The sequence below is a fragment of the Nocardia sp. bgisy118 genome, assembly GCF_057708605.1.
Map to the genome: position 1 here is coordinate 36,792 of NZ_JBYISM010000009.1, position 22,139 is coordinate 58,930.

Genomic DNA, 22,139 nt, shown 5'->3' on the forward strand with positions numbered 1-22,139 from the left:
GGACCTCGAAGCCGTGGATCTTGGATCCGGTGCGTTCCTGGACGAGCCGGTGACGGTGCCAGCGCAGCACGATGCGTGCGGTCATCGGGTCTGTTCTCCTTCGGAAACAACAGGATGTGGCGGGTGTGGCTGGTGCCTCAGCGAGCGCCGACTCTCTTCAGGACTTTCAGCGCGACGGTCAGGAATCCGGCCCAGGCTCGATGCGAGACGCCTTTCGGCGCGTTGAATCCCAGGATGCGTTGGTGGGCAACGGTTTGCGGCTCGGTGTATTTGAGGATGCCGTCGGCGCCGTGGCGACGACCGAGTCCCGAGTCACCCATGCCGCCCATCGGCGAGTCGATGCTTCCCCACGCGGCGGCGAAGGCGTCGTTGACGTTGACCGTGCCTGCGTGCAGGCGGGCAGCGACGGCCCGCCCCTTGGCGCCGTCGCGGGTCCAGACGCTGGCATTCAGACCGTACGGCGTGGCGTTGGCCCGGGCGATCGCATCGTCGACGTCGCGGTACGGGTAGATCGAGACGACCGGGCCGAAGGTCTCGTGCGCGTACAGCGTCATGTCGGGGGTGACGTCGGCGAGGATGGTCGGTTCGTAGAACAGCGGCCCGAGATCGGGTCGCGCCTTGCCGCCGGCGAGGACGGTCGCGCCCTTGGCGACGGCGTCCTCGACATGCGTTGTGACGGTGTCCAATTGGGTCTGGTTGGTGAGGCTGCCGACGTCGCGGCTGTAGTCGTACGCGGCACCGATCTGGAGTTTCTTGGTGCGGGCGACGAACGCGGCGACGAATTCGTCGTGGATGGCCTCGGCGACGTACATGCGCTCGATGGAGACACAGAGCTGGCCGGTCGAGGGGAAGCACGCGGCGATCGCGCCGTCGGCGGCGCGATCGATGTCGGCGTCGTCGAGGACGAGCATGGCGTTCTTGCCGCCGAGTTCGAGCGATGACCCGATGAGGCGTTCGCCTGCGTCGCGTGCGATCTGGCGTCCGCTGGCGGTGGAGCCGGTGAACATCATGTAGTCGGCGTTGTCCATCAGCGCGCCGCCGATGGAACTGCCCCGGCCCACCACCATCTGCCACACACCGGCAGGCAACCCGGCTTGCTGCATCAGATCGAGTGCCCACAGCGCGGTGAGCGCGGTCTGGGTGTCCGGCTTCTGGACGACGGCGTTGCCTGCCATGAGCGCCGGAATCGCGTCGCCGGCGGCCATACTCAACGGATAGTTCCACGGTGAGATGACGGCAACGACGCCCTTGGGGTGGCGCAGTTCCGTGGTGTGGGTCAGCAGCGGGATCGCGCCGCGGCGGCGCGTGGGCGCGAGAAGCTTGCCTGCGCTGCGCGCGTAGTACCGAGCGGTGATCGCGATGTCGGTGACTTCGAGGAACGCGTCGCGTCGGGTCTTGCCGCTTTCGGCCTGCATCAGGTCCAGTACCTCGTTCTGATGCTCGAGTACGAGGTCGTGGAAACGCAGCATGATCTTCATTCGCTCACGCATGGACGTGGCGGCCCAGGCCCTCTGGGCGGCACGGGCCCGCGTGAACGCCGTCTCGACGTCCGCGGGCGTCGAGACCGGCAGGTCGGCCAGCGGGCCGCCGGTGTACGGGGCGGTGGTGGTGACTCGTACGGCGTCTGCTGCGGCGGTGACTCGTGTGGTCAGTCGCTCGATGCGGGCCGGGTTCACTGACGACGGCAGGCCGGAGCCGCGGACGGGCTCGATCACGGTCATCGCACTCTCCTTCGGTTGCTTGGTGTTTCCTGACCCCCCGTGTGTTCCTAGTTCCGGCTCGGGACCGAGGTGGGGACCGGCATGTGCAGGGCGAGTTGACCTTCGGTCATGACGTCGAGCCGAACGGTTTTCATCGGCTGGAGCGATCGCAGGTCGTCGGCCAAGCGGCCACGTCCGATCTGGAGGTCGAGTTTGCTCGGCAGGAGCGCACTTCCGGCCGACAGCACGTTCGTCTGGCTCAGGGTCGAGTGCCACGCACCGTTGATCGACGTGTACGAGGTGAGTGTCGAGACACGCTCGCCGGTCGGATACGCGGTCTGAGCGGGTGTGGCGACCGAGAGCGAGAGGTCTGTCTCGCCTGCGTCGTTGGCCACGCGTGCGACGGTTCGACCGGCATCGATCTCGACATCGAGCTCGGTGACCCACTTGGGGAAGCCGTAGCCGTCGTGGCCGCGCACCTGGGCGATATCGGAGCTGACCGGCAGGGACAGCACGTACGAATTGATGTGGTCGTTCTTCAGAGCGGAGACCAGGTCGACGAATCCGAGTCCGCCGTGCCGCGCCGGCCTGACGGCGATGCCGACGGCGGCTTCGGTGTAGAAGTCGATGTCGCACACGTCGTAGCGAAAGAACATGACCGAGACCAGTCCCAGGCCGGGCGCGATCTCCAGCGGCGCCAACTCTCTCGGCAGGCGAGCACGGATCGCGCGGGAGCGGGCGAGCATCGTGAGCCGGGCCGTCGAGATGCGGTAGTAGAAGTTCGGAGTGAGCGTGGGGCCGATCGGCGAGTCGACCTTCGCCTTGGGCAACCGCCGGAAGAAGTCGACGCTGCCGACGCGGGGATCGCGCACGACTTCGTCGAGATCGGTGTTCATCCGATACCGGTCGTACAGGCCACCTTTCGGAACTGTGACCGTGCGGCCACCCAGGTCGACCTCGACGGTGTCCTGATGGGTCGATGACATCGGTGTCTCTCCCTCGCTCTCATGTTTGCAGTGCAAACATGAGGTTAGCCGCGGATGTAAGCGCTGTCAACAATGCGAGGGTTGTGATCCAGGCCATGGGTTCAGCGACGCCTCCGGAGGGAGGACCGGAGGCGGTTCAGGCCGAAAGAATTGCTTGAAATGAGGAGCGCGCCCGGATGGTGTCTTGGGGCAATTCCTCCCGATTGGGCAACCCGGTCATCCGGCAACCGGCGAACGGCGACGTGCCGTTGGGCTTGGCCGCGGCCCGGATCGCCGACGCGTGGCTCAGAGCGCCGCCGCGCTCGGCTTCCGGGCCTCGTGCCGTTCCTTCGACGTGAGCCATCGCGAGTAACGACGTAGTGCGCGACCTTGCACCCGCTGATCCGCGATCAGCGCGAACACCGGGCCGACACCGAGCGCGGGGTTCTTCCCAGCGGCCATCCGGCGCATCTGGTAGCGGACACGCGCCATTTCGGCGAGGGACGCAAGCGGCTTGTCCGACCAGGTCACCGGTTTCAAGGTCCCGGCAGCCGCCAAACCCTCGCGCCAGCGGTTGGGCAGATCGGGAGTCGCCGCGAGCGCCGTTCCCATGCCGATCACGGCGACGTTGTTCGCCAGCACTCGCTCAGCGGTATCCGGGCGGGAGATCCCGCCTGTCAGCATCAGGGGTATCGCACTGGTTTCGGCCAGCTCTGTGGCCAGTTCCAGGAAGTACGCCTCCCGGGCTGCGGTGCGCCCATCGGCCGGGCGACCGGACATGGCAGGACTTTCGTAACTGCCGCCGGACACCTCGACGAGGTCCACGCCCAGCGACGCGAGCATCGCGATCACCTTGTGCGCGTCGTCGGCCTCGAAGCCACCGCGCTGGAAGTCCGCGGAATTCAGTTTCACCGCGACGGCGAAACTCGGCGACACCACGTCGCGGACGGCACGCACGATCTCGAGCAGCAGCCGCGCGCGGTTTTCCAGCGAGCCTCCCCACTCGTCGGTGCGAGTGTTGACCAGCGGAGACAGAAACTGCGACAGCAGATAGCCATGCGCGGCGTGGACCTCGACCCCGTCGAACCCGGCCAGCTCGGCCCGCTCCGCGGTGGTGACGAACCGAGCGATGGTGGCGTCGATCTGCTCAGGGGTCATCGCCACAGGTCGGCCGAACCGCTTGGAATGGCGGCCCACATCGACCGCGATATCCGAAGGCCCCCAGACGACTCCGGGCATCCGCGCCTGGACCTGCCGACCGGGGTGGCTGATCTGCATCCACATCGCCGCGCCCACGGTCTTACCGGCCTGCGCCCACGCCACGAACGGCTCCAGCGGCGAGTCGGCGTCCAGGACGATGCCGCCCGGTCCGGTCAGCGCTTCGGCGTGCACCATCACGTTTCCCGTGATCAACAGGCCCGCGCCTCCTGCGCCCCACCGTCGATACAGCGCGATCAGGCGATCGTCGGGCAGCTGCGCTCGCCCGGCCATCCCCTCTTCCATGGCCGCCTTGGCGATCCTGTTGCGCAATACCTGGCCGGACCGCAGCCGGAGAGGCGAGAACAACCCGTCCGACTCTGAACCGCTCGCCATGGGGAACTCCCTCCGATCACGAATGTTTGCAGTGCTCACATAATGTGCGCGGTGCTTACACTAGAGAAAGGTGTAAGCGATGTCAACACTTGTTAGGTTGGACCCATGGCAACGTCGACCACGTCGTATCACCACGGCGATCTACCCAACGCGCTGATCCGCGCGACCGTGGAGCTGCTCGAGGAAGGCGGCGCGGGCGAGCTGTCGCTTCGCGCCGCAGCACGGCGCGCCGGCGTGTCCACCGCGGCGCCATACCGTCATTTCGCCGACCGCACCGCCCTGCTGTCCGCCGTCGCCGCGGTGGGCTATCGCGACATGGCGGCGCATCTGGCCGCGGCGAATGCCGCGCCGACCACCGCCGAGGACCTCGCCGCGATCGCGATCGCCTACGTCCAGTTCGCGCTGTCGCGTCCGGGACTGTTCCGCGTGATGTTCGCCGAGCCTTGCGATCCGACGAGTCCCGAACGGGTAGCCGCGGCGGCGGCGATCAACGAGTACGTCAAATATATTGTGCAGCAGGCCTTTCCAGCTGCCGAGCCGGAGGGGATGGCAACGGCCGTCTGGGCGCTGGTCCACGGCTTGGCCTTCTTGCACCTCGACGGCAAGTACGACTCCTCCTCCCCGGAGGTCGTCGCCGACCGAGTCCGCACGGCGGTCTACGCGGTCCTCGGTGCGTCAGGCCAGGTGGTGGGATGAAGCGACTCTCCTTCGCGCACTGGCCGTGTTCGATCGCGCGCACCGCGGACATCGTCGGCGACTCGTGGACGCTCCTGGTCTTGCGCGAGGCGTTCTATGGCATCCACCGGTTCGATCAGATTCAGCGCGCGCTCGGAATTCCGCGCAACACTCTCACCGAACGGCTGGGCAAACTCCTCGAGGAGGGACTGCTGATCAAGCGCGCCTACACGGACGAGCCGAAACGCTACGAGTACGTCCTCACCGAGAAGGGGCGCGACTTCTTCGGCGTGATCGCGGCGATCACCCGCTGGGGCGATCGCTGGCTGGCAGGCGAGGAAGGCGCCCCGATCACGCTGCACCACGAATCGTGCGGGCACGACACCCACGCCGAAGTCGTCTGCGCCGAGTGCGGGCACTCACTGCGCGCCGAGGAGACCACCATGCACACCGGTCCCGGATATCCCGAGCAACTCGCACGACATCCCGAGGTACGACGGCGGTTCGAACCGGACCACGAGGCTTGACTTCGGCCATCTAATTACGCAACTGTTGAGGTGAGAGGCCCGGGTTGCGGGTCCCGTCGAGGACGAGGAGGCCGGACGGCATGGAGTGGACGGGCGCGCGATACGCCGACAAGCCCAGCGTCGAGGTGGATATCTGGATCGACGCGCCGCCCGAACGCGTCTGGTATCTGGTCTCCGATATCGACCTCATGCCGCATCTGAGTGCCGAGTTGCAGTCGGTGCACTGGCTCGACGGCGCGACCGGCCCCGTCGTGGGCGCGCGATTCCGGGGACGTAACAGCCACGCCGCATTCGGGGAATGGGAGACCACCTCCCATGTCGTCGAATACGAACCGCCACACGTGTTCGCCTGGGCCATCGACGATCCGGCGAACCCGTCGGCGATCTGGCGATTTCGCTTGCGACCCGAGAACGGCGGCACCGCGTTGTCGCAATGGGCGCAACTAGGACCGGCCCCGTCCGGACTGTCCCGAGCGATCGAACGAATGCCGGACAGAGAGCAGAAGATCGTCTTCGTGCGCCTGCGCGAATTCGAATCCGGTATGCGCGCCAACCTCGCCGAGATCAAGCAGCGAGCCGAGGCATGATGCGCACCGCGACCACCATCGAAGCGTCCGGCGGCGACTGGCGAGAACAAGCCGATTTCGTCGTCGAGGCCGAGAAACTCGGCCTCGACATCTGCTGGGTCGCCGAGGCGTGGGGTTCCGACGCCCCGTCCGCGCTGGGCTATTACGCGGCCCGAACCAGCCGAATCCTCTTGGGATCCGGCATCATTCAAGTCGGCACCCGCACCCCGGTAGCCATCGCGCAAGCCGCCATCACTCTGTCGAACCTGTCCGGCGGCCGGTTCCTGCTCGGTCTGGGCGCCTCCGGACCGCAGGTGATGGAAGGTCTGCACGGCGTGCCGTATGCGCGGCCGCTGGCCCGCATCCGGGAAACCGTCGATATCGTCCGCTCCGCCCTGCACGGGGAGAAGATCTCCTACGCGGGCAACGAATTCCAGATCCCTTTGCCCGGCGGCGACGCGGTGCCGATGCGATTGTCCACCCGCGCACTGCACACCATCCCCCTCTACCTGGCCACGCTCTCCCCCGCCATGCTGCGCCTGACTGGTGAGATCGCCGACGGCTGGCTCGGCACCAGCTTCGTCCCCGAAGGTGCAGCCGACGCCTACTTCGCCCACTTGGACCAGGGCCTGGCCCGATCCGGCCGCACCCGAACAGATCTCGACATCTGCCAAGGCGCTGAGGTCGCGTTCGCGGCCGACGAACAGGCGCTGGCGGCCATGGTCGCCGGCCGTAAGAAGGAACTGGCTTTCAGCCTCGGCGGCATGGGCTCGAAGTCGACCAACTTCTACAACCGCGCCTACAGCCGCCAGGGCTGGGCCGAGGTCGCCGCCGAGGTGCGCGAACGCTGGCAAGCCGGCGATCGCGACGGTGCCGCGGCCCTGATCAGCGATGAGATGGTTTTGGCGACCACCTTGATCGGCACCGAGCCGGTGGTGCGCGATCGACTGCGGGTCTGGCGCGACGCCGGAGTGACCACCGTGCGGCTCTACCCCGCCGGTGTCACCCTCGACGCCCGCCTGGACACCCTCGGCAGAGCCATCGACATCGTGCGCGACATCGAGCCGGTCGGCACCCGGCCGGCCCAAGGGTGACCAGGTAGCCGCGCGCATCCCCGAGTCGGCCGCTCAGTCGGCGGACAGAGCGGCGGCGCGGGCGTACAGGTAGCGCTGGGTGGGAAGGCTGGTGGTCTGCCGGGCCGCGCGCAGGTAGAACTCGCGCGCGGCCGCTTTCTCGCCGAGAAGCTCCAGCAGGTGGGCGCGCACGGCGGGCACCCGATGGTCGGCGCGGAGTCGCTCGTCGGCCGCGAGGTCGTCCAGCAGCCGCAGACCCGCTCGCGGGCCGACCGCCATGGCGACGGCCACGGCGTGGTTCAGCGCGATGATCGGATTGTCGACCAGCCGCAGCAGCCTCTCGTAGAGCAGCATGATCTGCGGCCAGTCGGTCTCCGCATAGGCCGGGGCCTCGTCGTGCACCGCAGCGATCGCGGCCTGCAACCGATACGGACCCGGCGTACCCCTGGTCAGCGCCTCGGTGATCAGCGCGATGCCCTCCTCGATCATCGCGTGATCCCAGCGAGATCGGTCCTGTTCGGCCATCGGGACGAGTTCGCCGCAGGGCCCGGTGCGGGCGGGCCGACGCGCATCGGTCAACAGCATGAGGGCCAGCAAGCCGGCGGCCTCGCCGTCGTCGGGCAGCAGCCGGTGCACGAGCCGCGTCAGGCGGATGGCCTCGGCGGACAGCTCGACCCGGTGCAGATCCGGGCCGGAAGTCGGCGCGTATCCCTCGGTGAAGACGAGATACAAGACGTGCAACACCGCGGCCAATCGCGCGTCGCGCTCAGCGGCCGCGGGCGGGGCGAAAGCAGCGCCGCTCGCCTTGATCGCCTGCTTGGCCCGGCCGATGCGCTTGGTCATGGTCGCCTCGGAAACCAAGAACGCTCGGGCGATTTCGGCCGTGCCGAGGCCGCCGACGGCGCGCAGCGTCAACGCCACCTGCGCGGTCGGCGACAGCGCCGGGTGGCAGCACAGGAACAGCAGGACGAGCGTGTCGTCGGAATCGGCCGGGCGGCGATCGTCCGAGACGTCGAAGCCACGGACCATTCTCGGACACCCCCCGCGAAGAAAGTTTCGCGTGACACGAGCAGACTCTCAGTCGTTCTCGCGACTTTCGGTGGTGTTGAGTGCGTTGCGCAGCGCGGCGCTGCTCTGGTAGCCGACCATCGGGGCGATCTTCGCGAGGGTCAGCTTGGTGGTGCGTTGGAGGTGCCGAGCCCGTTCGGCGCGCATCTGCTGAACGAGGGCGTTGGGCGTGATGCCCAGTTGCTGACGGACGCGGCGTTCCAAGGTGCGACGGGTGGTTCCGATGGCCGCGGCGCCGTCGGCGATGGACATGGGTTCGGCCAGGTGTAGCCGGGCCCAGGTCTCGAAGTCGGTGACGAGCCGGTCGACGGACGAGAGATAACCGAGGGCGGATTCGATACTGCGGGCAGGGCGCTGGTCGATGAGCAGGGTGGCGGCGGTGAAATCGGCGAGTTGCGGGCTGGACCTGCCGACGAGGGTGATCGCGAGATCGATGTGCGCGAACGCGGCGCCCGCCGTGGTGATGTGCCCGTCCTGCACCACCATTCGCGTCATGTCGAGGTCGACTCGCGGGTAGCGACGCTGGAATTCGGTGGCCAGCCACCAGCTGGTCGTGGCGCTGCGTCCGGTGAGGATGCCCGCCTCCGCGAGCAGCAGGGTGCCGGTGCAGGCGGCAGCGAGTTGACGGCCTTCGTCGGCCCAGTCCCGCAGCCGAGTGCGCAGCCGGGAGACGTCGGGGCGCATCAACGCGTCGATCACGCCGGGTGGGCTGTTGGCGCCGAGGGCGGGGATGACGAGTACATCGAGGTCGTCCATCCGGGCGTCGTCGAAGGTGAAATCGATCGGGACCAGCAGCCCGCCCTGGGTGGGAATCGGCTCCGTTCCTGCCGCGATAGTGCACACGGAGATCGCCGGGATGTTCCGGTCGACGCTTTCTCGGGCGGCTTCGGCGGTCCGCAGTACGTCCAGGACTGTGGTCAGCCCGGAGTCCCAGCCCCCGGCGATCGCGGCCACACCGATCTTCATGTCGCAAAGTTTAGCCACTTTGTCGCAATCCTTACCGTTGCCGCCAATAGCGTCACCGCCATGACAACGAGCACAGCAATGATGGTCACCTTCACCACCGCCGCGGACAAGGCGGATGCCTTCGCGGGCCTCCTCGAGCGCGCCCTTCCGCTCATCGAAGCCGAGGCCGGAACGACCGTGTGGCTGGCCGGGCGATCGGCGACGGAGCCGTCGACGTTCTTCCTCGTCGATGTGTTCGCCTCGCCCGAGGAGCAGAAGACCCACATGGCAGGCGCGGCCGCGGCACTGATCGTGGGCGAGGGCAGCGACCTGCTCGCCCAGCCGCCGGTGGTGTCGCCGCTGTCGGTGGTCGCGGTCAAGAACGGCGCGGCGTGATCGACGCCGTCGCAGCAGCGGCCGCTGTCTCGGCGGCCGCTCGGCGTAAGGAGTGGAAATGAAATCCGTAGTGGGCAGGACCGAGAATCACTACCGGCGGGCGAACGTCGTCCCGGGCGTGGTCGCGCCCCGGGAGGACGGGCTGCGCACCCGCGCAGCCGACGGGACCTTCGAATGGTGGTATTTCGACGGTCATCTGGAGGATGGCTCGGTCCTGACGATCGAGTTCCACACCAAGCCCCCATACGTGTCACCGAAGGCGCCGCTGACGCCGTTCGTGTTGCTGACGCTCACGCGCGCGGACGGCAGCCGGCTCGAGAAGACCTATGTCGGGCAGCCGTCGGAGTTCTCGGCCGCCACGAACACCTGTGATGTGCGGATCGGCGCCAACATCTTTCGCGGGGATCAGCGCGGCTATGTGATCCACGTCGAAATCGACGAAGTCAGCGTGGATCTCACGCTCACGCCGCAGGTGCCGCCGTGGCGGCCCGAATCGGGGTTCTTGTACTTCGGCGAACACGAGGAGCACTACATCGCGTGGTTGCCGGTCGTCGCACGCGGCTCGGTCGAGGCGGCCCTGACGATCGACGGCAGCGCGGCGCGGTTGTCCGGTCTCGGTTACCACGACCACAACTGGGGCAACATCGCGCCACGGAAGGTGCTCGACCACTGGTATTGGGGCCGCGCCCTGCTCGGCGAGTACACCATCGTGACGTTGATGTTCGTCGTCGACGCCGAATACGGTGGCGCGACGGTTCCGGTGCTGTTGATCGTCAAATCCGGGGAGATCGTGGCGGCGCGAGTGGGCGACGACGGCGTCGACGTGATCGCCGACGATCGCTCGATCCATCCCGACAGCGGTGTGCCCGTCGACAAACGTGTGCGGTATTCCATCGAGCAAGACGGCGCCACCTACGCCGTGACCTTCCGGTACCGCAAAGACATCTTCCGGCTCGACTTCGGCGCACACGGCGCCTATCACCGCTTCCTCGGCGACGTCGAACTGACCGAGACCAGCGACGGCCAGACCAGCACTCGCAGCGGGCAAACCGTATGGGAGCTGCTGTATTTCGGTGAGCGCGGACACGAGCCGACCGCTGTCACGCCCGCCGGTGACGAGCGCCCGCTCCTCTTCGGCCATCAGGCCTGAGACGTTCTTCGAACGGGTGCGCCTGTCGGACATCCGCCTCGACGAAGCCGATGCGGCACGGTCACAGCTGCCCACCCTCGTCGGCGCGGTGACGTACCGCTGAGACGACAGCCTGCGCCCGCCTTGGCCGAGGCGGGCCCAGGCTCCGAGTCTCACCGAACACCCAGACCCCGATTACAGGAGGATGTTCATGCGAGCAGCCTATTTGTACGGACCCGGTGACGTCCGCGTCATCGATGTCCCCGACCCGGTGATCCGCGGCAGCACGGACGCCGTCGTCCGCGTGGTACGTGCCTGCGTATGCGGGACGGATCTGCACCCCTACCACTCCATGAAGCCGACGCCCCATGGCAGTTCGATGGGCCACGAGTTCGTCGGCGTGGTCGAGGACACCGGCCGCGACGTACGCACCGTGAAAAAGGGTGACCTGGTGATCGCGCCGTTCGTATGGTCGGACGGCACCTGCGATTTCTGCCGCGAAGGCTTGCAGACCTCGTGCAGGCACGGCGGCTATTGGAATGCGGGCGGCGGACAGGCCGAGGCGGTGCGGGTCCCCTTCGCCGACGGCACGCTCGTTCCCGTTCCCGCCGAGGAGAACTCACCACTCATCCCGTCGCTGCTGACGCTGTCCGACGTCTACGGCACCGGCTACCATGCCGTCCGCGCGGCCCGCGTCACCGCCGAGACGACGGTGACCGTCATCGGCGACGGCGCTGTCGGGCTCATGGCCGTTCTGTCCGCCACCCAATTCGGCGCCCGGCGCATCATTCTGATGGGCCGCCACAAGGACCGCACCGACCTGGGCCACGAATTCGGCGCCACCGACGTCGTGGCCGAGCGCGGCGAGGAAGGCATCGCCGCCGTCCGTGAGCTAACTGGCGGGGATGGCACCCACGTCGTCGTCGAAGCAGTCGGTCACATGCCCGCCTATCAGCAGGCCGTCGGCATCGTCCGCCCCGGCGGTGTGATCAGTCGGGTCGGTGTCCCCCAATACAAGGACGCCGCAGTGGGTTTCGGCACCCTGTTCGGTCCGAACATCACTCTCACCGGAGGGCCCGCACCAGTCCGGGCCTACATCGACGCCCTGCTGCCTGGCGTCCTCGACGGCAGCGTCGAGCCCGGCAAGGTCTTCGACCGCGAAACCGGCCTCGACGAAATCGCCGAGGCCTACCGCGCCATGGACACCCGCACAGCACTCAAAGTCCTCGTCCGTCCCTGACCGGAAAACCGGTCGGTGCACCACAGCACAACGCATTTCGACCGTTGCTCGGTCGTCGTCGATGTCATGAATGGAGAATCATATGAAGGCACAGGCTCAGGCATGATCGAAAATCTGCGGCCCAGTGAGGTACTCACCGTCGAACGGTCGGGTCATGTCTTGTTGATGGGATTGAACCGCCCGGCCAAGCGCAACGCATTCGATATGGAATTGCTGCGTGCTCTCGGCAATGCCTATTACGTACTGGAAACGGACGACGAGCTGCGTTGCGGTGTGCTGTACGGTCACGGCGCGAACTTCACCGGCGGGCTCGATCTGGCCGATGTGATACCGCAGATCACGGAAAGCAGCGTCGATTGGGCCGAGGACGAGCTGAATCCGGTGTCCACCACCGGACCGGCGCGCACCACTCCGGTGGTGGCGGCCGTGCACGGATGGTCCATGACCATCGGGATCGAACTGATGCTGGCCGCGGACATCCGCATTGCCTCCGCCGACACCCAGTTCGCGCAGATGGAGGTGCAGCGCGGGATCTTTCCCCTCGGTGGCGCCACTTTCCGGCTGCCGCGCGACGCGGGGTGGGGCAATGCGATGCGCTGGCTGCTCACCGGCGATCCGTTCGACGCGAACGAGGCGCTGCGCCTTGGACTCGTGCAAGAGGTCGTCGAGCCCGGCCGTCAACTCGATCGGGCAGTGGAACTGGCGGAACGGATCAGTGAGCAAGCGCCGCTCGGCATCCGAGCGACGATGGCTTCGGCCCGGCGCGCGATAAGCGACGGCGAGGTCGTCGCGGGCGAAGCCATCCGTGACGAGTTGCGGCGCCTGGTCACCAGTGACGATGCCCAGGAAGGCATGTTGTCGTTCCTGGAGCGGCGGCCGGCGCGGTTCACCGGCCGATAGGAGGATCGGCGGTTGCAGCGCACTCGACAGCGGGCGCTGCAACCGCCGAATCCGGCGTCGATTTCATGGGAGCTCGCCGCAGCCGAGGCCGTGAGTGTCACCGAGGCCGTATTCGGAGTTAGGAAAGCAATGTGCTGTGCCATCTGACAGTCGATTTCGGCCTCGGGGCGCCTCTACACTTCGTCGCTTCCCGGGAGGCGGCGGTGACCTTCGCGCGCGAGTCGACTGCAAGAGGGTGGGCGCGGGCAGCGACCGTCGATGATCGAGTCCAAGAAAGCTATCCGACTATGCCTTGTCAAGAACTGTTCTCGCCACCGACGAGCCGGATATCAATGCGTGACAGGTTGTTTCCAACATTCTGGCGCTGACGCGCATCGGCTGATCCACGACGGCGAGACCGTGGCCGATGTTCCTGCAAAACCATCGACTCGAGCGACTTTGAAGGTTTGCTCGCACTGTCCTGCCGATATCACCGCAAAGCCCCAACCAAATGTTCAACGATACTGTCGACAGCATGAATGCGGCTGACGATAATCTGACGATCGAACTCAGCATGGCCGAACTACGCGAAGTCACGGGTTATGCCGTGGCCTGCGCGGAGCCTGTTCTGGCGATCTTCGAGCGCGACTGCCCGGATGACCCACGCCCCCGGGCCGTGCTCGACGAGGCACGCCGATTCGCCGCTGGGGGCAAGCGAACGAAGGCGCTCCGCGTGACCGCACTGGACGCGCACCGGGCCGCACGGGCAGCCGGGGAGACGCACCATGAAGCCGCCGTCGACGCGGCGCGAGCCGCCGGTCATGCGGGAGGAGCCGCGTACCTGCACCCGCTGGCGAAGGCGACTCAAGGCGGACACATCCTCATGTCGGCCGCCCACGCGGCTCGAGCACTCGAACTCGACGCCGGTGACGACCGCAGCGTGGGAGACGAATACATCGAGAAGGCAACAAGTTTGGCCAGCCCCCTCGTGGTGAGCGTCCTGAGGCGTTACCCACCCGCCCCGAGTGGTCGCGGCCGCGTGGGAGAGCTGTGGCGAAAACTGGACGCATCGTTGCGCGAAAACCTCGGCCATCCAAAAGATCGGGTCTGTTAACTCGCTCGTTGCCGGGCGCTAGTGCGAGCCGAACAGCCTGAGCCGTCGGGTTTGTGGCGGTGAAAGCGTTGGTGTTGATGAGGATTGATCACGACGTGGCGGCGAGCGGGTTCCGGCACGAGATGCTTCCCGACGATCCGCGGGTGCGGCTGATCGGCGTCGAAGCGGCCGGGTGAGTTATCGCGCGGCCACCGACGCCGTCGCACTGCGCGGAATGCAGGCGCTCAGTCACACCGAAGGCATTCTCGCCGCGCTCGAATCGGCCCACGCCGTCGGGCATCTGCTGGAGATGGCCGACCGAGGAGAGGTTCTCGCGGACTCGCTCGTCGTGCTGTGCCTGTCGGGTCGCGGCGACAAGGATCTCGCCGTCGCCGCCGAGCGCCTCGGCGTGGGATAACCGCTGCTATCGTCGGAGGTGTTCATGGCGCCGGGTGAGGGACCGCGCGCTACACCCGCGCGCGAGGATGAGCCCTCTTGAGATATGTATCCCGCCTGGTCATGTTCCTGGCGATTCCCGCTGTACTGATCTTGCTGCCGTGGTGGACGTTGGTGGCAGCGCCCACCCAGGGAACCGGCTCGCTGTTCTGGCTGGGCTCGGCGTTGTTCGCGCTGGCGTTCTGCTGTCTGCCCGCATCGATGTATCTCGGTCACGGACCCGCGCAGTCGGATGCCGCTTCGATCGTCGGCGACACGCTGCTCGGCGTGATGTGGGTGGTGTTCAGCTGGTCGGTGCTCGGTAACGTGGCCCGCTTGGGGCTCGCCGTGGCCGGTGTCGGCGATCCGGCTCGCTCCCGGATCGTCGCCGCGGGCGTACTCGCCGCGGCGACCGTGCTCGTGGTGTGGGGCGTGGTCGAAGCGCGGCGGGTGCCGCGAGTTCGCACCGTGGAGGTCGCCATCCCCGGACTCGGTGCGGCGCTGGACGGCCTGCGTTTGGTAGTCGTCACCGACACCCATTTCGCCGCGCTCGACCGATTGCGCTGGTCGGAGCGCGTGGTCGAGGTGGTCAACGCGCAACGTCCCGATATCGCCTGTCACGCGGGTGATCTCGCGGACGGCTCGGTGGCGAAGCGGCGCGCGCAGGTCGATCCGCTCGGCAAGGTCGAGGCCGAGCTCGGCCGGTTCTACATCACCGGCAACCACGAGTACTTCGGCGACGCGCAAGGCTGGATCGACCACATGGGTTCGCTCGGCTGGCAACCGCTGCACAACGAGCACGTGACAGTGCGCCGCGGCGACGATCAACTGGTGATCGCGGGTATCGATGACCCGACGGGTGTCGGCCTGCCCGGTCACGGCCCGGACCTTCCCGCCGCGCTCGCGGGCGCGGACCCGGGCGCGCCGGTCGTCCTGCTCGCCCACCAACCCAAGCAGATCACCGACGCCGCGGCCGCCGGTGTCGCACTCCAGATCTCCGGCCACACCCACGGCGGCCAGATCTGGCCCTTCCACTATCTCGTCCGGCTCGACCAGCCCGTCGTCGCGGGACTGAGCCGCCACGGCGACACCCAGCTCTACACCAGCCGGGGAACCGGCTTCTGGGGTCCGCAACTGCGGGTCTTCGCACCGAGCGAAATCACCGTGCTGGTCCTGCGTCCGCAGTAACGACACGTTGGGCTCGACGCGACGGTACGGGCCAGCGGGCCCACCTGTCACCGGCCGAAACGCATGAACTGGACTATCCGAGCGTGACGCACACGAGTTCGGACCTCGCGCGTAGTCCGCTACTCGCCTTCGCGGTAGTTCGAGCCCGCCGTCATCGAGATCTCCGCTGTCGGGTCCGCCCACCGTCGTGGCCGAGCAGGACGCCGCCCGGGACTTCTGGACCGGCGGTCTGGCGATAACCGGGTGCCGATGCGTCCCAGAGGGGATGCACACCCGGCCGCCGCCATTCCGTGACGGCAGCCTCCAGTGGCTACCGCTCCGGCCGGGTTCGCCACCTCGGCGACCAACCCGCCTCCGAGGGTGGCTCGGTCGGCTACTGCGCAGCCGTTGTCGTGGTCGTGGTTGTGGTCGCTTCCGGCGACGACGTGGTCGTGGGCGCGGGTGTCGGCGTGGTCGTGGCCGTGGTCGGCGGAGCGGCGCTGGTGGTCGTGGGGCGGATCGGCTCCGGACACACGCCGTCTCGCACGCCGATATTGTTGATCTCGTTGTTGGAGCGGGGATCTCCGGCGTAGTTGATCTTGTCCGTGCACTTCACATAGACGCCGCAAGGTTCGGGCCCGCAGTAGTCGGTACCGCCCGGCGCCGGAGGCGGGTAGCTCGGCTCACCGCACAAGGTCGCACCGCAGGTGTCCGTACCACCCTCCACCGGCTGAGATTCTGGCGCCACACCACAGACGACGACGGTTCCACAGTTGTCGGTGCCCCCGGGAGCGACCGGCCGACCGGCCCCCGCCTGCCCAGAACCCGACCCTTCGCCACCGCCCGCCTGCCCGACACCAGGGCTGCCCGGCACCGTAGTGCTGGTGGCCGGGGTCGTGGTCTTCGAAGGGCTGACCGAGGTCGCCGTCGCGGTCCCCGAACCCGGCTTGGCGGAGTCCTGCTCGTCCGCTGTGCACGCGGTCACGATCAGCACCGGCGCGACGACGCTCAGCACCAATCCGGTGCCCGCACGCCACCGGCGGCCCATCCTCAACATCTGCACGATCCGCACAGCCTCTCCTCTGAATATGCCGCCCGGCCCCGAATAGGACAGGCGCGCAAGGGTTCCGGCAAACCGGAATGATCGGTAAAGAAATCCCCTGCGAGAGTCGTCGGATGCTCCCCGGTCGTTACAAACCCCATCAGATCGACGCGGCACCTGTCGGCCGAATCACGTTCCCCCACAACCGAACCCCGGTCGTCGCCCCCAGCGCGCTGCTGGCAACGCGAAAGGAACAGAACGGCCATTGCTCAGCAATACGGCGGTGATGAGGTTGCACCATCGCCCCGATCCGGGCGTTCCGCACCACCGATGGGGAGATCACGTCGTGCAGAAGAACACCATCTGATGTTCGAATCTTGTTACACGCCAGTCGATATCGCTCACCTGCTGCGGCACCGATACGGTCTGCCGGTCGAGCTGACCGCCGACCGCGCGACCGTGGTGTGCGGACCGCGAATCGGCGCGCTGGACCTCCCCTCCGCACTCGGACGTCGAGTCCTGGGGCTACTCGCGGATACCTGTCCGCCCGTCATCAGTGATCAGCGAGATACACAGTGGACCTTTCTGATCGAACCGCTGATGCCGTCGAGCGCGCCGAGGTTCATCGATCTCGGAGTCGTCCCCCGTCGAGCCGGGCGACGGATACTGCTCCCCATGTCGGACTCCGGCTTCGGCTGCCGCTGGGCATCGCGGCCCAGACCCGGCCCCCTGCACCTGCCCGCGGGATCGGATGTCCTGGACGCGATCGAACGCCTGAACCCGGTGCCGTCGCCCCAGCCGCTGGAGGCATGTGCAGCGATATCGCACCCGTCGCCCGGCTTGCCCGCACGACGGGACGGCCGGAGCTATGACAAACGACAGCACGCGGTACGCCCCGGGTGATCGCAGGTGTGGGCGCTGATTCGCTGCTGTGCGTTGCCCGAACTCGTTGCGAGTGCGGCTATTTGCAACGATCCACGCCTCCACCAACTGGCGCCCGGCCCCATACCCATGCCGGTGATCACGCCGTACGGCGCGTCGATCACGCCGTTCTCGTCGACGGCCGGGTCCGGGAATGGCGGTAGCGGGTCGGTGAATCCGACCAGCACGGCGGCTGTCGCCGTGGCGATCACACCGGCGGGGATCGATGGCCGCGCCCGGCGTCACCGGCCCCGGCCCGGATCGAATGATTCTGGGCCGGACCGGGATTCGCCTGACGATCAATCGGTGATGCTGGCGAACATGCCGCTCTCGTAGGAACCGCCCTGCATGCGTACGATCACGCCGAGCCGGTTGGCGGCGTTGATCATGGCGACCAGATAGACCAGCGCGGCGATCTGGTCGTCGTCGTAGTGCCTGCGCACCTGGGCCCACGTGTCGTCGGATACGCCATGGTGGGCGTCGGCGAGCCGGGTGCCCTCCTCGGCCAGCGCCAGCGCGGCCCGCTCGGCCTCGGTGAACACGGCGGCCTCGCGCCAGGCGGCGACCAGGTTGATCCGGACCGCAGGTTCACCGGCTTCCGCCAGCTCCTTGGTGTGCACGTCGGTGCACCACCCGCAGCCGTTGATCTGGCTGGCGCGCAGCTCCACCAATTCGAGCGTGGACTTCGGCAGGGTCGACTGCGCGATGGCCAGGCTGGTGTTCGCGAACCGCTTGCCGATCTTGGCGCCGAGTTCGTTGTCGTTCAGGGTGAAACGGGGTTCCATGACGTGGTCCTCACTGGTGGTGTCGGGTGCTTTCGCACTGAACGAACACCAGACGACGGCTCCCGGGGCCGCGTAACAGCGCGCCGATGTGACGTGCGCCACGACATTTCGGTGTTACGGAACGGCCGAGCCCGGCGTCTGATGGGTGAACTACTGGAGAGCGAACAGGAGTCACCCCATGGTCGGTACATCGCGGAGCGTGCCCGGCGACAGCAACAGTGACTCGGCGACCGCGGCGTTCGTCGCCCACCGCAACCTGCTGTTCACCGTCGCCTACCAGATGCTCGGCTCGGCCGCCGACGCCGAGGACGTCCTGCAGGAGACCTGGCTGCGGTGGGCGGGGGTCGAGGTGGACACGGTCCAGGATCAGCGCGCGTACCTGGTGCGGATCACCACCCGCCAGGCGCTGGACCGGCTGCGCACTCTCGGCAGACGCAAGGAGTCCTACGTCGGACCGTGGCTGCCCGAACCGCTGCTCACCACGCCCGATGTGGCCGAGGACGTCGAATTGGCCGACAGCGTCTCCATGGCGATGCTGCTGGTGCTCGAGACGCTCACACCCACCGAGCGGGCGGTGTTCGTGCTGCGTGAAGTGTTCGACGTGGGGTACGAGGAGATCGCCGTAGCCGTGGACAAGAGCCCGGCCGCGGCACGCCAGATCGCTTACCGGGCACGGGCACACGTCGCTGCGCGCCGACCCCGCGGAATCGTCTCCGCCACCGAGACGCGCGATGCGCTCGACGCGTTCCAGCGCGCGATCGACACGGGTGATCTCCAGAACCTGCTCGACATCCTCGCGCCGGATGTGGTGTTCCTCGGCGACGGTGGCGGCATCGCGCAGGCCACGCTCTCGCCCATCGTTGGCGCAGGCAATGTGGCTCGCGTGCTGTCCGCCGGGCTCGGCAGGCTCGCGGCGGCGGCCAAGCAGCTGGCACAGGTCAACGGCTATCCGGCGCTGATACTTCGGCGCGACGGCGAGATCGATACTGTCGTGGCGGTGCGCATCGATGACGGGCTCGTCACCGGGCTCTACGCCATGCGGAATCCCGAAAAACTGTCCCATGTGCGGCGCGAGACCGCCCTGTCCCGCTGACGATCAGGAAGTCTGCTGCGACAGGCTTGCGGGACAGGCGATCACGCGTGCGCTGTCTTCCCGCCGTCTATGACCGGTTGCGCCCCGGTGAGGTACTGGTGCTCCGGCGCGGCCAGGGTGAGGGCGAACGCCGCGATCTCCTCCGGTGTCGCAAGCCGGCCCAGGCCAGGCACACGCCGAGGTGCTGGAACTGGTCGCCGACGGCCTGTCGAATGCCGAGATCGCCGAGCGACTGCACGTCGGCATCACCACGGTCAAGACCCACATCCCAACCTGATGACCAAAACCGGTGCCACCAACCGGGTTCGGCTGGCCGTCCTCGGGCTCCGGGGCCACGGATGAGGTGCTACGCGGACGGCGCGGCGGCGAGGTGACGCATCGACGTGCCGTCCCACACCCCGGTGGCGAGGGCCTCGTCGTACTCGGTGCGCAGGCGCGCCACGAGTTCGGCGACCGAGGTGACCTCCTCGAGGGTGCCGACGCCCTGTCCGGAGCCCCAGATGTCACGCCACGCCTTCGCCCCGGTGTTGCCGCCGGAACCGAAATTCATCTTCGACGGGTCGGATTCGGGGAGGTTGTTCGGGTCCAATCCGGCGGCGGCGATGCTGCCGCGCAGGTAGTTGCCGTGCACGCCGGTGAACAGGTTGGAGTAGACGATGTCGGCGGCGGTGCTGTCGACGAGCATCTGCTTGTACCCGGCCGCCGCATTGGCCTCGTGCGTCGCGATGAACGCGGAGCCGACGTAGGCGAGGTCGGCGCCCGCGGCCTGCGCCGCCAGGATCGACGCGCCGTGCGAGAGCGCGCCGGAGAGCAGGAGCGGCCCGTCGAACCACTCGCGGATCTCGCGAATCAGCGGGAACGGCGAGGTCGTTCCCGCGTGCCCGCCCGCGCCCGCCGCGACCGCGATGAGTCCGTCCGCGCCCTTCTCGATCGCCTTGTGCGCGTAGGCATTACTGATGACATCGTGTAGAACGATTCCGCCGTAGGAATGAATCGCGTCGTTGACCTCGGGACGTGCGCCGAGCGAGGTGATCACGATGGGGACCTGGAAGTCCACGCACGCCTGAAGGTCGGATTCGAGCCGGTCGTTGGACTTGTGGACGATTTGGTTGACGGCGAACGGGGCGGCAGGCGCGTGCGGGTTCGCGGCGGTGTGCGCGGCCAGGTCCTCGGTGAGCTGGGCGAGCCAGTCGCGCAGGGCCGACGCGGGGCGGGCGTTGAGCGCGGGGAACGAGCCGATGACGCCGGCTTTGCACTGGGCGCTGACGAGTTCCGGGCCGGACACGATGAACAGCGGCGACGCGACGACCGGGAGCGCGAGCGGAATACGAAGGGCGGGAGGCAAAGTCATGATCGATACTTTCGTTCTGAGTGACGAGTGGTCGGTGATCGGGATTCGCGTCAGGAGAGCCGGGGCAACCAGGTCGGGAGGTCATCGGGCACCCGGCCGGGAAACTTCGGGTCGCGGCGCGCCGACATCTCGATGGTGTAAGAGTTGCCCCTGCCGGGGTTGTTCATGGCGACGGTCGCGATGTGGTCTTCGACCTGGTAGTCCACCAGGGAGCGGTCGCTCATGCTCGTCGTGTTCCTGTCTGTCCGGCACGTTCCCGCGCGGGTCGCCCGAGAGTTCGCCGGGGCGGCCGCGCGGCGAAGGACGGCCGCGTTGTGCCGCCGGGCGGGTTGCGCCGACACATCGGAGTGTGCCGGGCGGGATCGACAAGAAGTTATCCGAGCACGACTCTTTTTTATCTGAGTGCGACAATCTCACCGTGAGTCATATTCGCTCCGCCAGTCTGCGCGGCTTCAGGAGCGTCGTCGCCGAGCTCGGGGGCGACGCGGACTCGCTGGCGCTCACAGTCGGCCTGTCGCCGAAGTCCCTCGACATGGACGACGACCTGGTTCCAGGAAAGGTGGCCGCGGCGTTGCTCGAGGTTGCCGCGGAGCAGTTGCGGTGCCCCGACTTCGGCCTTCGGGTCGCCGGACGTCAATCTGTGTCCGTTCTGGGGACTCTCGCCGTCGCGATGACGAACTCGCCGACCATCGGCGACGCTCTCGACTGCCTGTCGCGATACCTCTCCTCGTACGGCCGGTTTCTCACGGTGTCCATGGGTGAGGACCCTCAGCATCGTCCTGGCGTGGTCGGGCTCTACTACGGCCCGGCCACTGCGGCAGGTCCGGTGCAGGCCGTCGACCTCGGTATCGGCTTCACCCACCGCGCCATCACCTACCTCAACGGCGGACCGTACGGTTTGCTAGGCGTCCATCTCCCGTACGAGTCCCCGGTCTCGCCCCGCGACTACGCGGACTACTTCGGAGCGCCGGTCCGAACTCGGCAGCCCCACCCGGCCGCCATACTCCGTCTCCCCGCGGCACTGCCGAATCAAGAACTCGTGGGCGTCAACGACACGATTCGTCAGCTCGCCATCGCGTTCCTCGCCGAGCAGACGTCGACCGGCAAGACGGACATCGTGTCCCGCACCCGAACCGCGATCAGGGAGTCGCTCGGCACGGGCACGGTCGAGCTGGCAGGGATCGCCCGGTTGCTGATGATGCACCCCCGCTCGCTCCAGCGACACCTGGAGCAAGCCGGTGTCACCTTCGGTCAACTCCTCGACGACACTCGTCGCGAAACCGCGCTCAGACTGTTGCTCGGCACCGACCTGCCACTCGGTCATATCGCGGGCATCGTCGGTTTCGTCGAGCAGCCGTCGTTCTCGCGGGCCGCCCGCCGCTGGTGGAAGCTCTCTCCTCGTGAAGTCCGGCGCACGCGCCGCATCTGACCCGACCGGCTCACCGGGACCGGAGTCGCTCCGGCACACCACCTCTCGCGCGCCTCGTACGATGGCG

General features: G+C 67.5%; 24 protein-coding genes. 14 read left to right on the forward strand and 10 right to left on the reverse strand.

Going from position 1 to position 22,139, the window contains the following annotated elements:
* Nucleotides 1–137: 137 nt before the first annotated feature.
* The 3 genes from AC3EO7_RS13540 to AC3EO7_RS13550 form a co-directional block, all read right to left on the reverse strand.
* Nucleotides 138–1,721, reverse strand: coding sequence for a succinic semialdehyde dehydrogenase (locus tag AC3EO7_RS13540; protein WP_431969840.1), 1,584 nt, complete (start codon nt 1,719–1,721; stop codon nt 138–140).
* A gap of 47 nt (nt 1,722–1,768) precedes the next feature.
* Nucleotides 1,769–2,686, reverse strand: a complete 918-nt coding sequence (locus tag AC3EO7_RS13545; protein WP_431969841.1) for an acetoacetate decarboxylase family protein — start codon at nt 2,684–2,686, stop codon at nt 1,769–1,771.
* A gap of 285 nt (nt 2,687–2,971) precedes the next feature.
* Complete coding sequence (locus AC3EO7_RS13550) at nt 2,972–4,258, reverse strand: NADH:flavin oxidoreductase/NADH oxidase family protein (protein WP_431969842.1); 1,287 nt, start codon at nt 4,256–4,258, stop codon at nt 2,972–2,974.
* Nucleotides 4,259–4,363: 105 nt separating this feature from the next.
* Between AC3EO7_RS13550 and AC3EO7_RS13555 the strand changes: the two genes are divergently transcribed.
* The 4 genes from AC3EO7_RS13555 to AC3EO7_RS13570 all read left to right on the forward strand — a co-directional run bounded on the left by AC3EO7_RS13555 (nt 4,364) and on the right by AC3EO7_RS13570 (nt 7,120).
* Nucleotides 4,364–4,954 (forward strand): TetR/AcrR family transcriptional regulator, encoded by a 591-nt coding sequence (locus AC3EO7_RS13555; RefSeq protein ID WP_431969843.1) that lies wholly within the window; start codon nt 4,364–4,366, stop codon nt 4,952–4,954.
* Nucleotides 4,951–5,460 (forward strand): winged helix-turn-helix transcriptional regulator, encoded by a 510-nt coding sequence (locus AC3EO7_RS13560; RefSeq protein ID WP_431969844.1) that lies wholly within the window; start codon nt 4,951–4,953, stop codon nt 5,458–5,460. The genes AC3EO7_RS13555 and AC3EO7_RS13560 overlap by 4 nt, the downstream gene beginning before the upstream one ends.
* Before the next feature lie 80 nt (nt 5,461–5,540).
* Nucleotides 5,541–6,047, forward strand: coding sequence for an SRPBCC family protein (locus tag AC3EO7_RS13565; protein WP_435591345.1), 507 nt, complete (start codon nt 5,541–5,543; stop codon nt 6,045–6,047).
* Complete coding sequence (locus tag AC3EO7_RS13570) at nt 6,047–7,120, forward strand: LLM class flavin-dependent oxidoreductase (protein ID WP_435591439.1); 1,074 nt, start codon at nt 6,047–6,049, stop codon at nt 7,118–7,120. Before AC3EO7_RS13565 ends, AC3EO7_RS13570 begins: the two co-directional genes overlap by 1 nt.
* 33 nt (nt 7,121–7,153) lie before the next feature.
* On the opposite strand, the gene AC3EO7_RS13575 is transcribed toward AC3EO7_RS13570, so the two are convergent.
* Nucleotides 7,154–8,128: an RNA polymerase sigma factor gene (locus AC3EO7_RS13575; protein ID WP_435591346.1), complete on the reverse strand. Its 975-nt coding sequence runs from the start codon at nt 8,126–8,128 to the stop codon at nt 7,154–7,156.
* Between the two features lie 48 nt (nt 8,129–8,176).
* The gene (locus AC3EO7_RS13580; protein WP_435591347.1) at nt 8,177–9,133 is read right to left on the reverse strand and encodes a GlxA family transcriptional regulator; all 957 of its coding nucleotides are present in this window, start codon (nt 9,131–9,133) and stop codon (nt 8,177–8,179) included.
* Between the two features lie 60 nt (nt 9,134–9,193).
* Here AC3EO7_RS13580 and AC3EO7_RS13585 point away from each other — a divergent pair, with 60 nt between their 5' ends.
* The 7 genes from AC3EO7_RS13585 to AC3EO7_RS13615 all read left to right on the forward strand — a co-directional run bounded on the left by AC3EO7_RS13585 (nt 9,194) and on the right by AC3EO7_RS13615 (nt 15,472).
* Nucleotides 9,194–9,508, forward strand: a complete 315-nt coding sequence (locus AC3EO7_RS13585; protein WP_431969848.1) for a putative quinol monooxygenase — start codon at nt 9,194–9,196, stop codon at nt 9,506–9,508.
* Nucleotides 9,509–9,566: 58 nt separating this feature from the next.
* Complete coding sequence (locus AC3EO7_RS13590; protein WP_435591348.1) at nt 9,567–10,658, forward strand: lipocalin-like domain-containing protein; 1,092 nt, start codon at nt 9,567–9,569, stop codon at nt 10,656–10,658.
* Between the two features lie 190 nt (nt 10,659–10,848).
* On the forward strand, nt 10,849–11,877 hold the full coding sequence (locus tag AC3EO7_RS13595) for a zinc-binding dehydrogenase (RefSeq protein WP_435591349.1): 1,029 nt from the start codon (nt 10,849–10,851) through the stop codon (nt 11,875–11,877).
* 102 nt (nt 11,878–11,979) lie between these two features.
* The gene (locus AC3EO7_RS13600; protein WP_435591440.1) at nt 11,980–12,777 is read left to right on the forward strand and encodes a crotonase/enoyl-CoA hydratase family protein; all 798 of its coding nucleotides are present in this window, start codon (nt 11,980–11,982) and stop codon (nt 12,775–12,777) included.
* Between the two features lie 490 nt (nt 12,778–13,267).
* A complete protein-coding gene (locus AC3EO7_RS13605) occupies nt 13,268–13,870 on the forward strand; it encodes a putative immunity protein (RefSeq protein ID WP_435591350.1) in 603 nt (200 codons plus the stop codon).
* 172 nt (nt 13,871–14,042) lie between these two features.
* Nucleotides 14,043–14,267 carry a hypothetical protein gene (locus AC3EO7_RS13610; RefSeq protein WP_431969852.1) on the forward strand — a complete coding sequence of 75 codons (225 nt, stop codon included), beginning with the start codon at nt 14,043–14,045 and terminating at the stop codon, nt 14,265–14,267.
* 77 nt (nt 14,268–14,344) lie between these two features.
* Nucleotides 14,345–15,472, forward strand: coding sequence for a metallophosphoesterase (locus AC3EO7_RS13615; protein ID WP_435591351.1), 1,128 nt, complete (start codon nt 14,345–14,347; stop codon nt 15,470–15,472).
* 373 nt (nt 15,473–15,845) lie between these two features.
* Here the strand turns inward: AC3EO7_RS13615 and AC3EO7_RS13620 are convergent, their stop codons facing one another.
* Both AC3EO7_RS13620 and AC3EO7_RS13625 read right to left on the reverse strand, forming a co-directional pair.
* Nucleotides 15,846–16,523, reverse strand: a complete 678-nt coding sequence (locus AC3EO7_RS13620) for a hypothetical protein (protein ID WP_431969854.1) — start codon at nt 16,521–16,523, stop codon at nt 15,846–15,848.
* A 1,190-nt stretch (nt 16,524–17,713) separates the two neighbouring features.
* Complete coding sequence (locus AC3EO7_RS13625; RefSeq protein WP_435591352.1) at nt 17,714–18,199, reverse strand: carboxymuconolactone decarboxylase family protein; 486 nt, start codon at nt 18,197–18,199, stop codon at nt 17,714–17,716.
* A 178-nt stretch (nt 18,200–18,377) separates the two neighbouring features.
* Here AC3EO7_RS13625 and AC3EO7_RS13630 point away from each other — a divergent pair, with 178 nt between their 5' ends.
* Nucleotides 18,378–19,292, forward strand: coding sequence for an RNA polymerase sigma-70 factor (locus AC3EO7_RS13630; RefSeq protein ID WP_435591353.1), 915 nt, complete (start codon nt 18,378–18,380; stop codon nt 19,290–19,292).
* A gap of 41 nt (nt 19,293–19,333) precedes the next feature.
* Here AC3EO7_RS13630 and AC3EO7_RS13635 read toward each other — a convergent pair whose 3' ends face one another.
* Nucleotides 19,334–19,465, reverse strand: coding sequence for an SDR family oxidoreductase (locus AC3EO7_RS13635; protein ID WP_435591354.1), 132 nt, complete (start codon nt 19,463–19,465; stop codon nt 19,334–19,336).
* Between AC3EO7_RS13635 and AC3EO7_RS13640 the strand changes: the two genes are divergently transcribed.
* Nucleotides 19,438–19,569, forward strand: a complete 132-nt coding sequence (locus tag AC3EO7_RS13640) for a response regulator transcription factor (RefSeq protein ID WP_435591355.1) — start codon at nt 19,438–19,440, stop codon at nt 19,567–19,569. The two genes, AC3EO7_RS13635 and AC3EO7_RS13640, sit on opposite strands and share 28 nt — an antisense overlap.
* Nucleotides 19,570–19,638: 69 nt before the next feature.
* Here the strand turns inward: AC3EO7_RS13640 and AC3EO7_RS13645 are convergent, their stop codons facing one another.
* Nucleotides 19,639–20,643 carry an NAD(P)H-dependent flavin oxidoreductase gene (locus AC3EO7_RS13645; protein WP_435591356.1) on the reverse strand — a complete coding sequence of 335 codons (1,005 nt, stop codon included), beginning with the start codon at nt 20,641–20,643 and terminating at the stop codon, nt 19,639–19,641.
* A gap of 50 nt (nt 20,644–20,693) precedes the next feature.
* Nucleotides 20,694–20,867 (reverse strand): hypothetical protein, encoded by a 174-nt coding sequence (locus AC3EO7_RS13650; protein WP_435591357.1) that lies wholly within the window; start codon nt 20,865–20,867, stop codon nt 20,694–20,696.
* Between the two features lie 125 nt (nt 20,868–20,992).
* On the opposite strand from AC3EO7_RS13650, the gene AC3EO7_RS13655 reads away from it, so the two are divergent.
* The gene (locus AC3EO7_RS13655) at nt 20,993–22,072 is read left to right on the forward strand and encodes an AraC family transcriptional regulator (RefSeq protein WP_488186271.1); all 1,080 of its coding nucleotides are present in this window, start codon (nt 20,993–20,995) and stop codon (nt 22,070–22,072) included.
* Nucleotides 22,073–22,139: the final 67 nt, after the last annotated feature.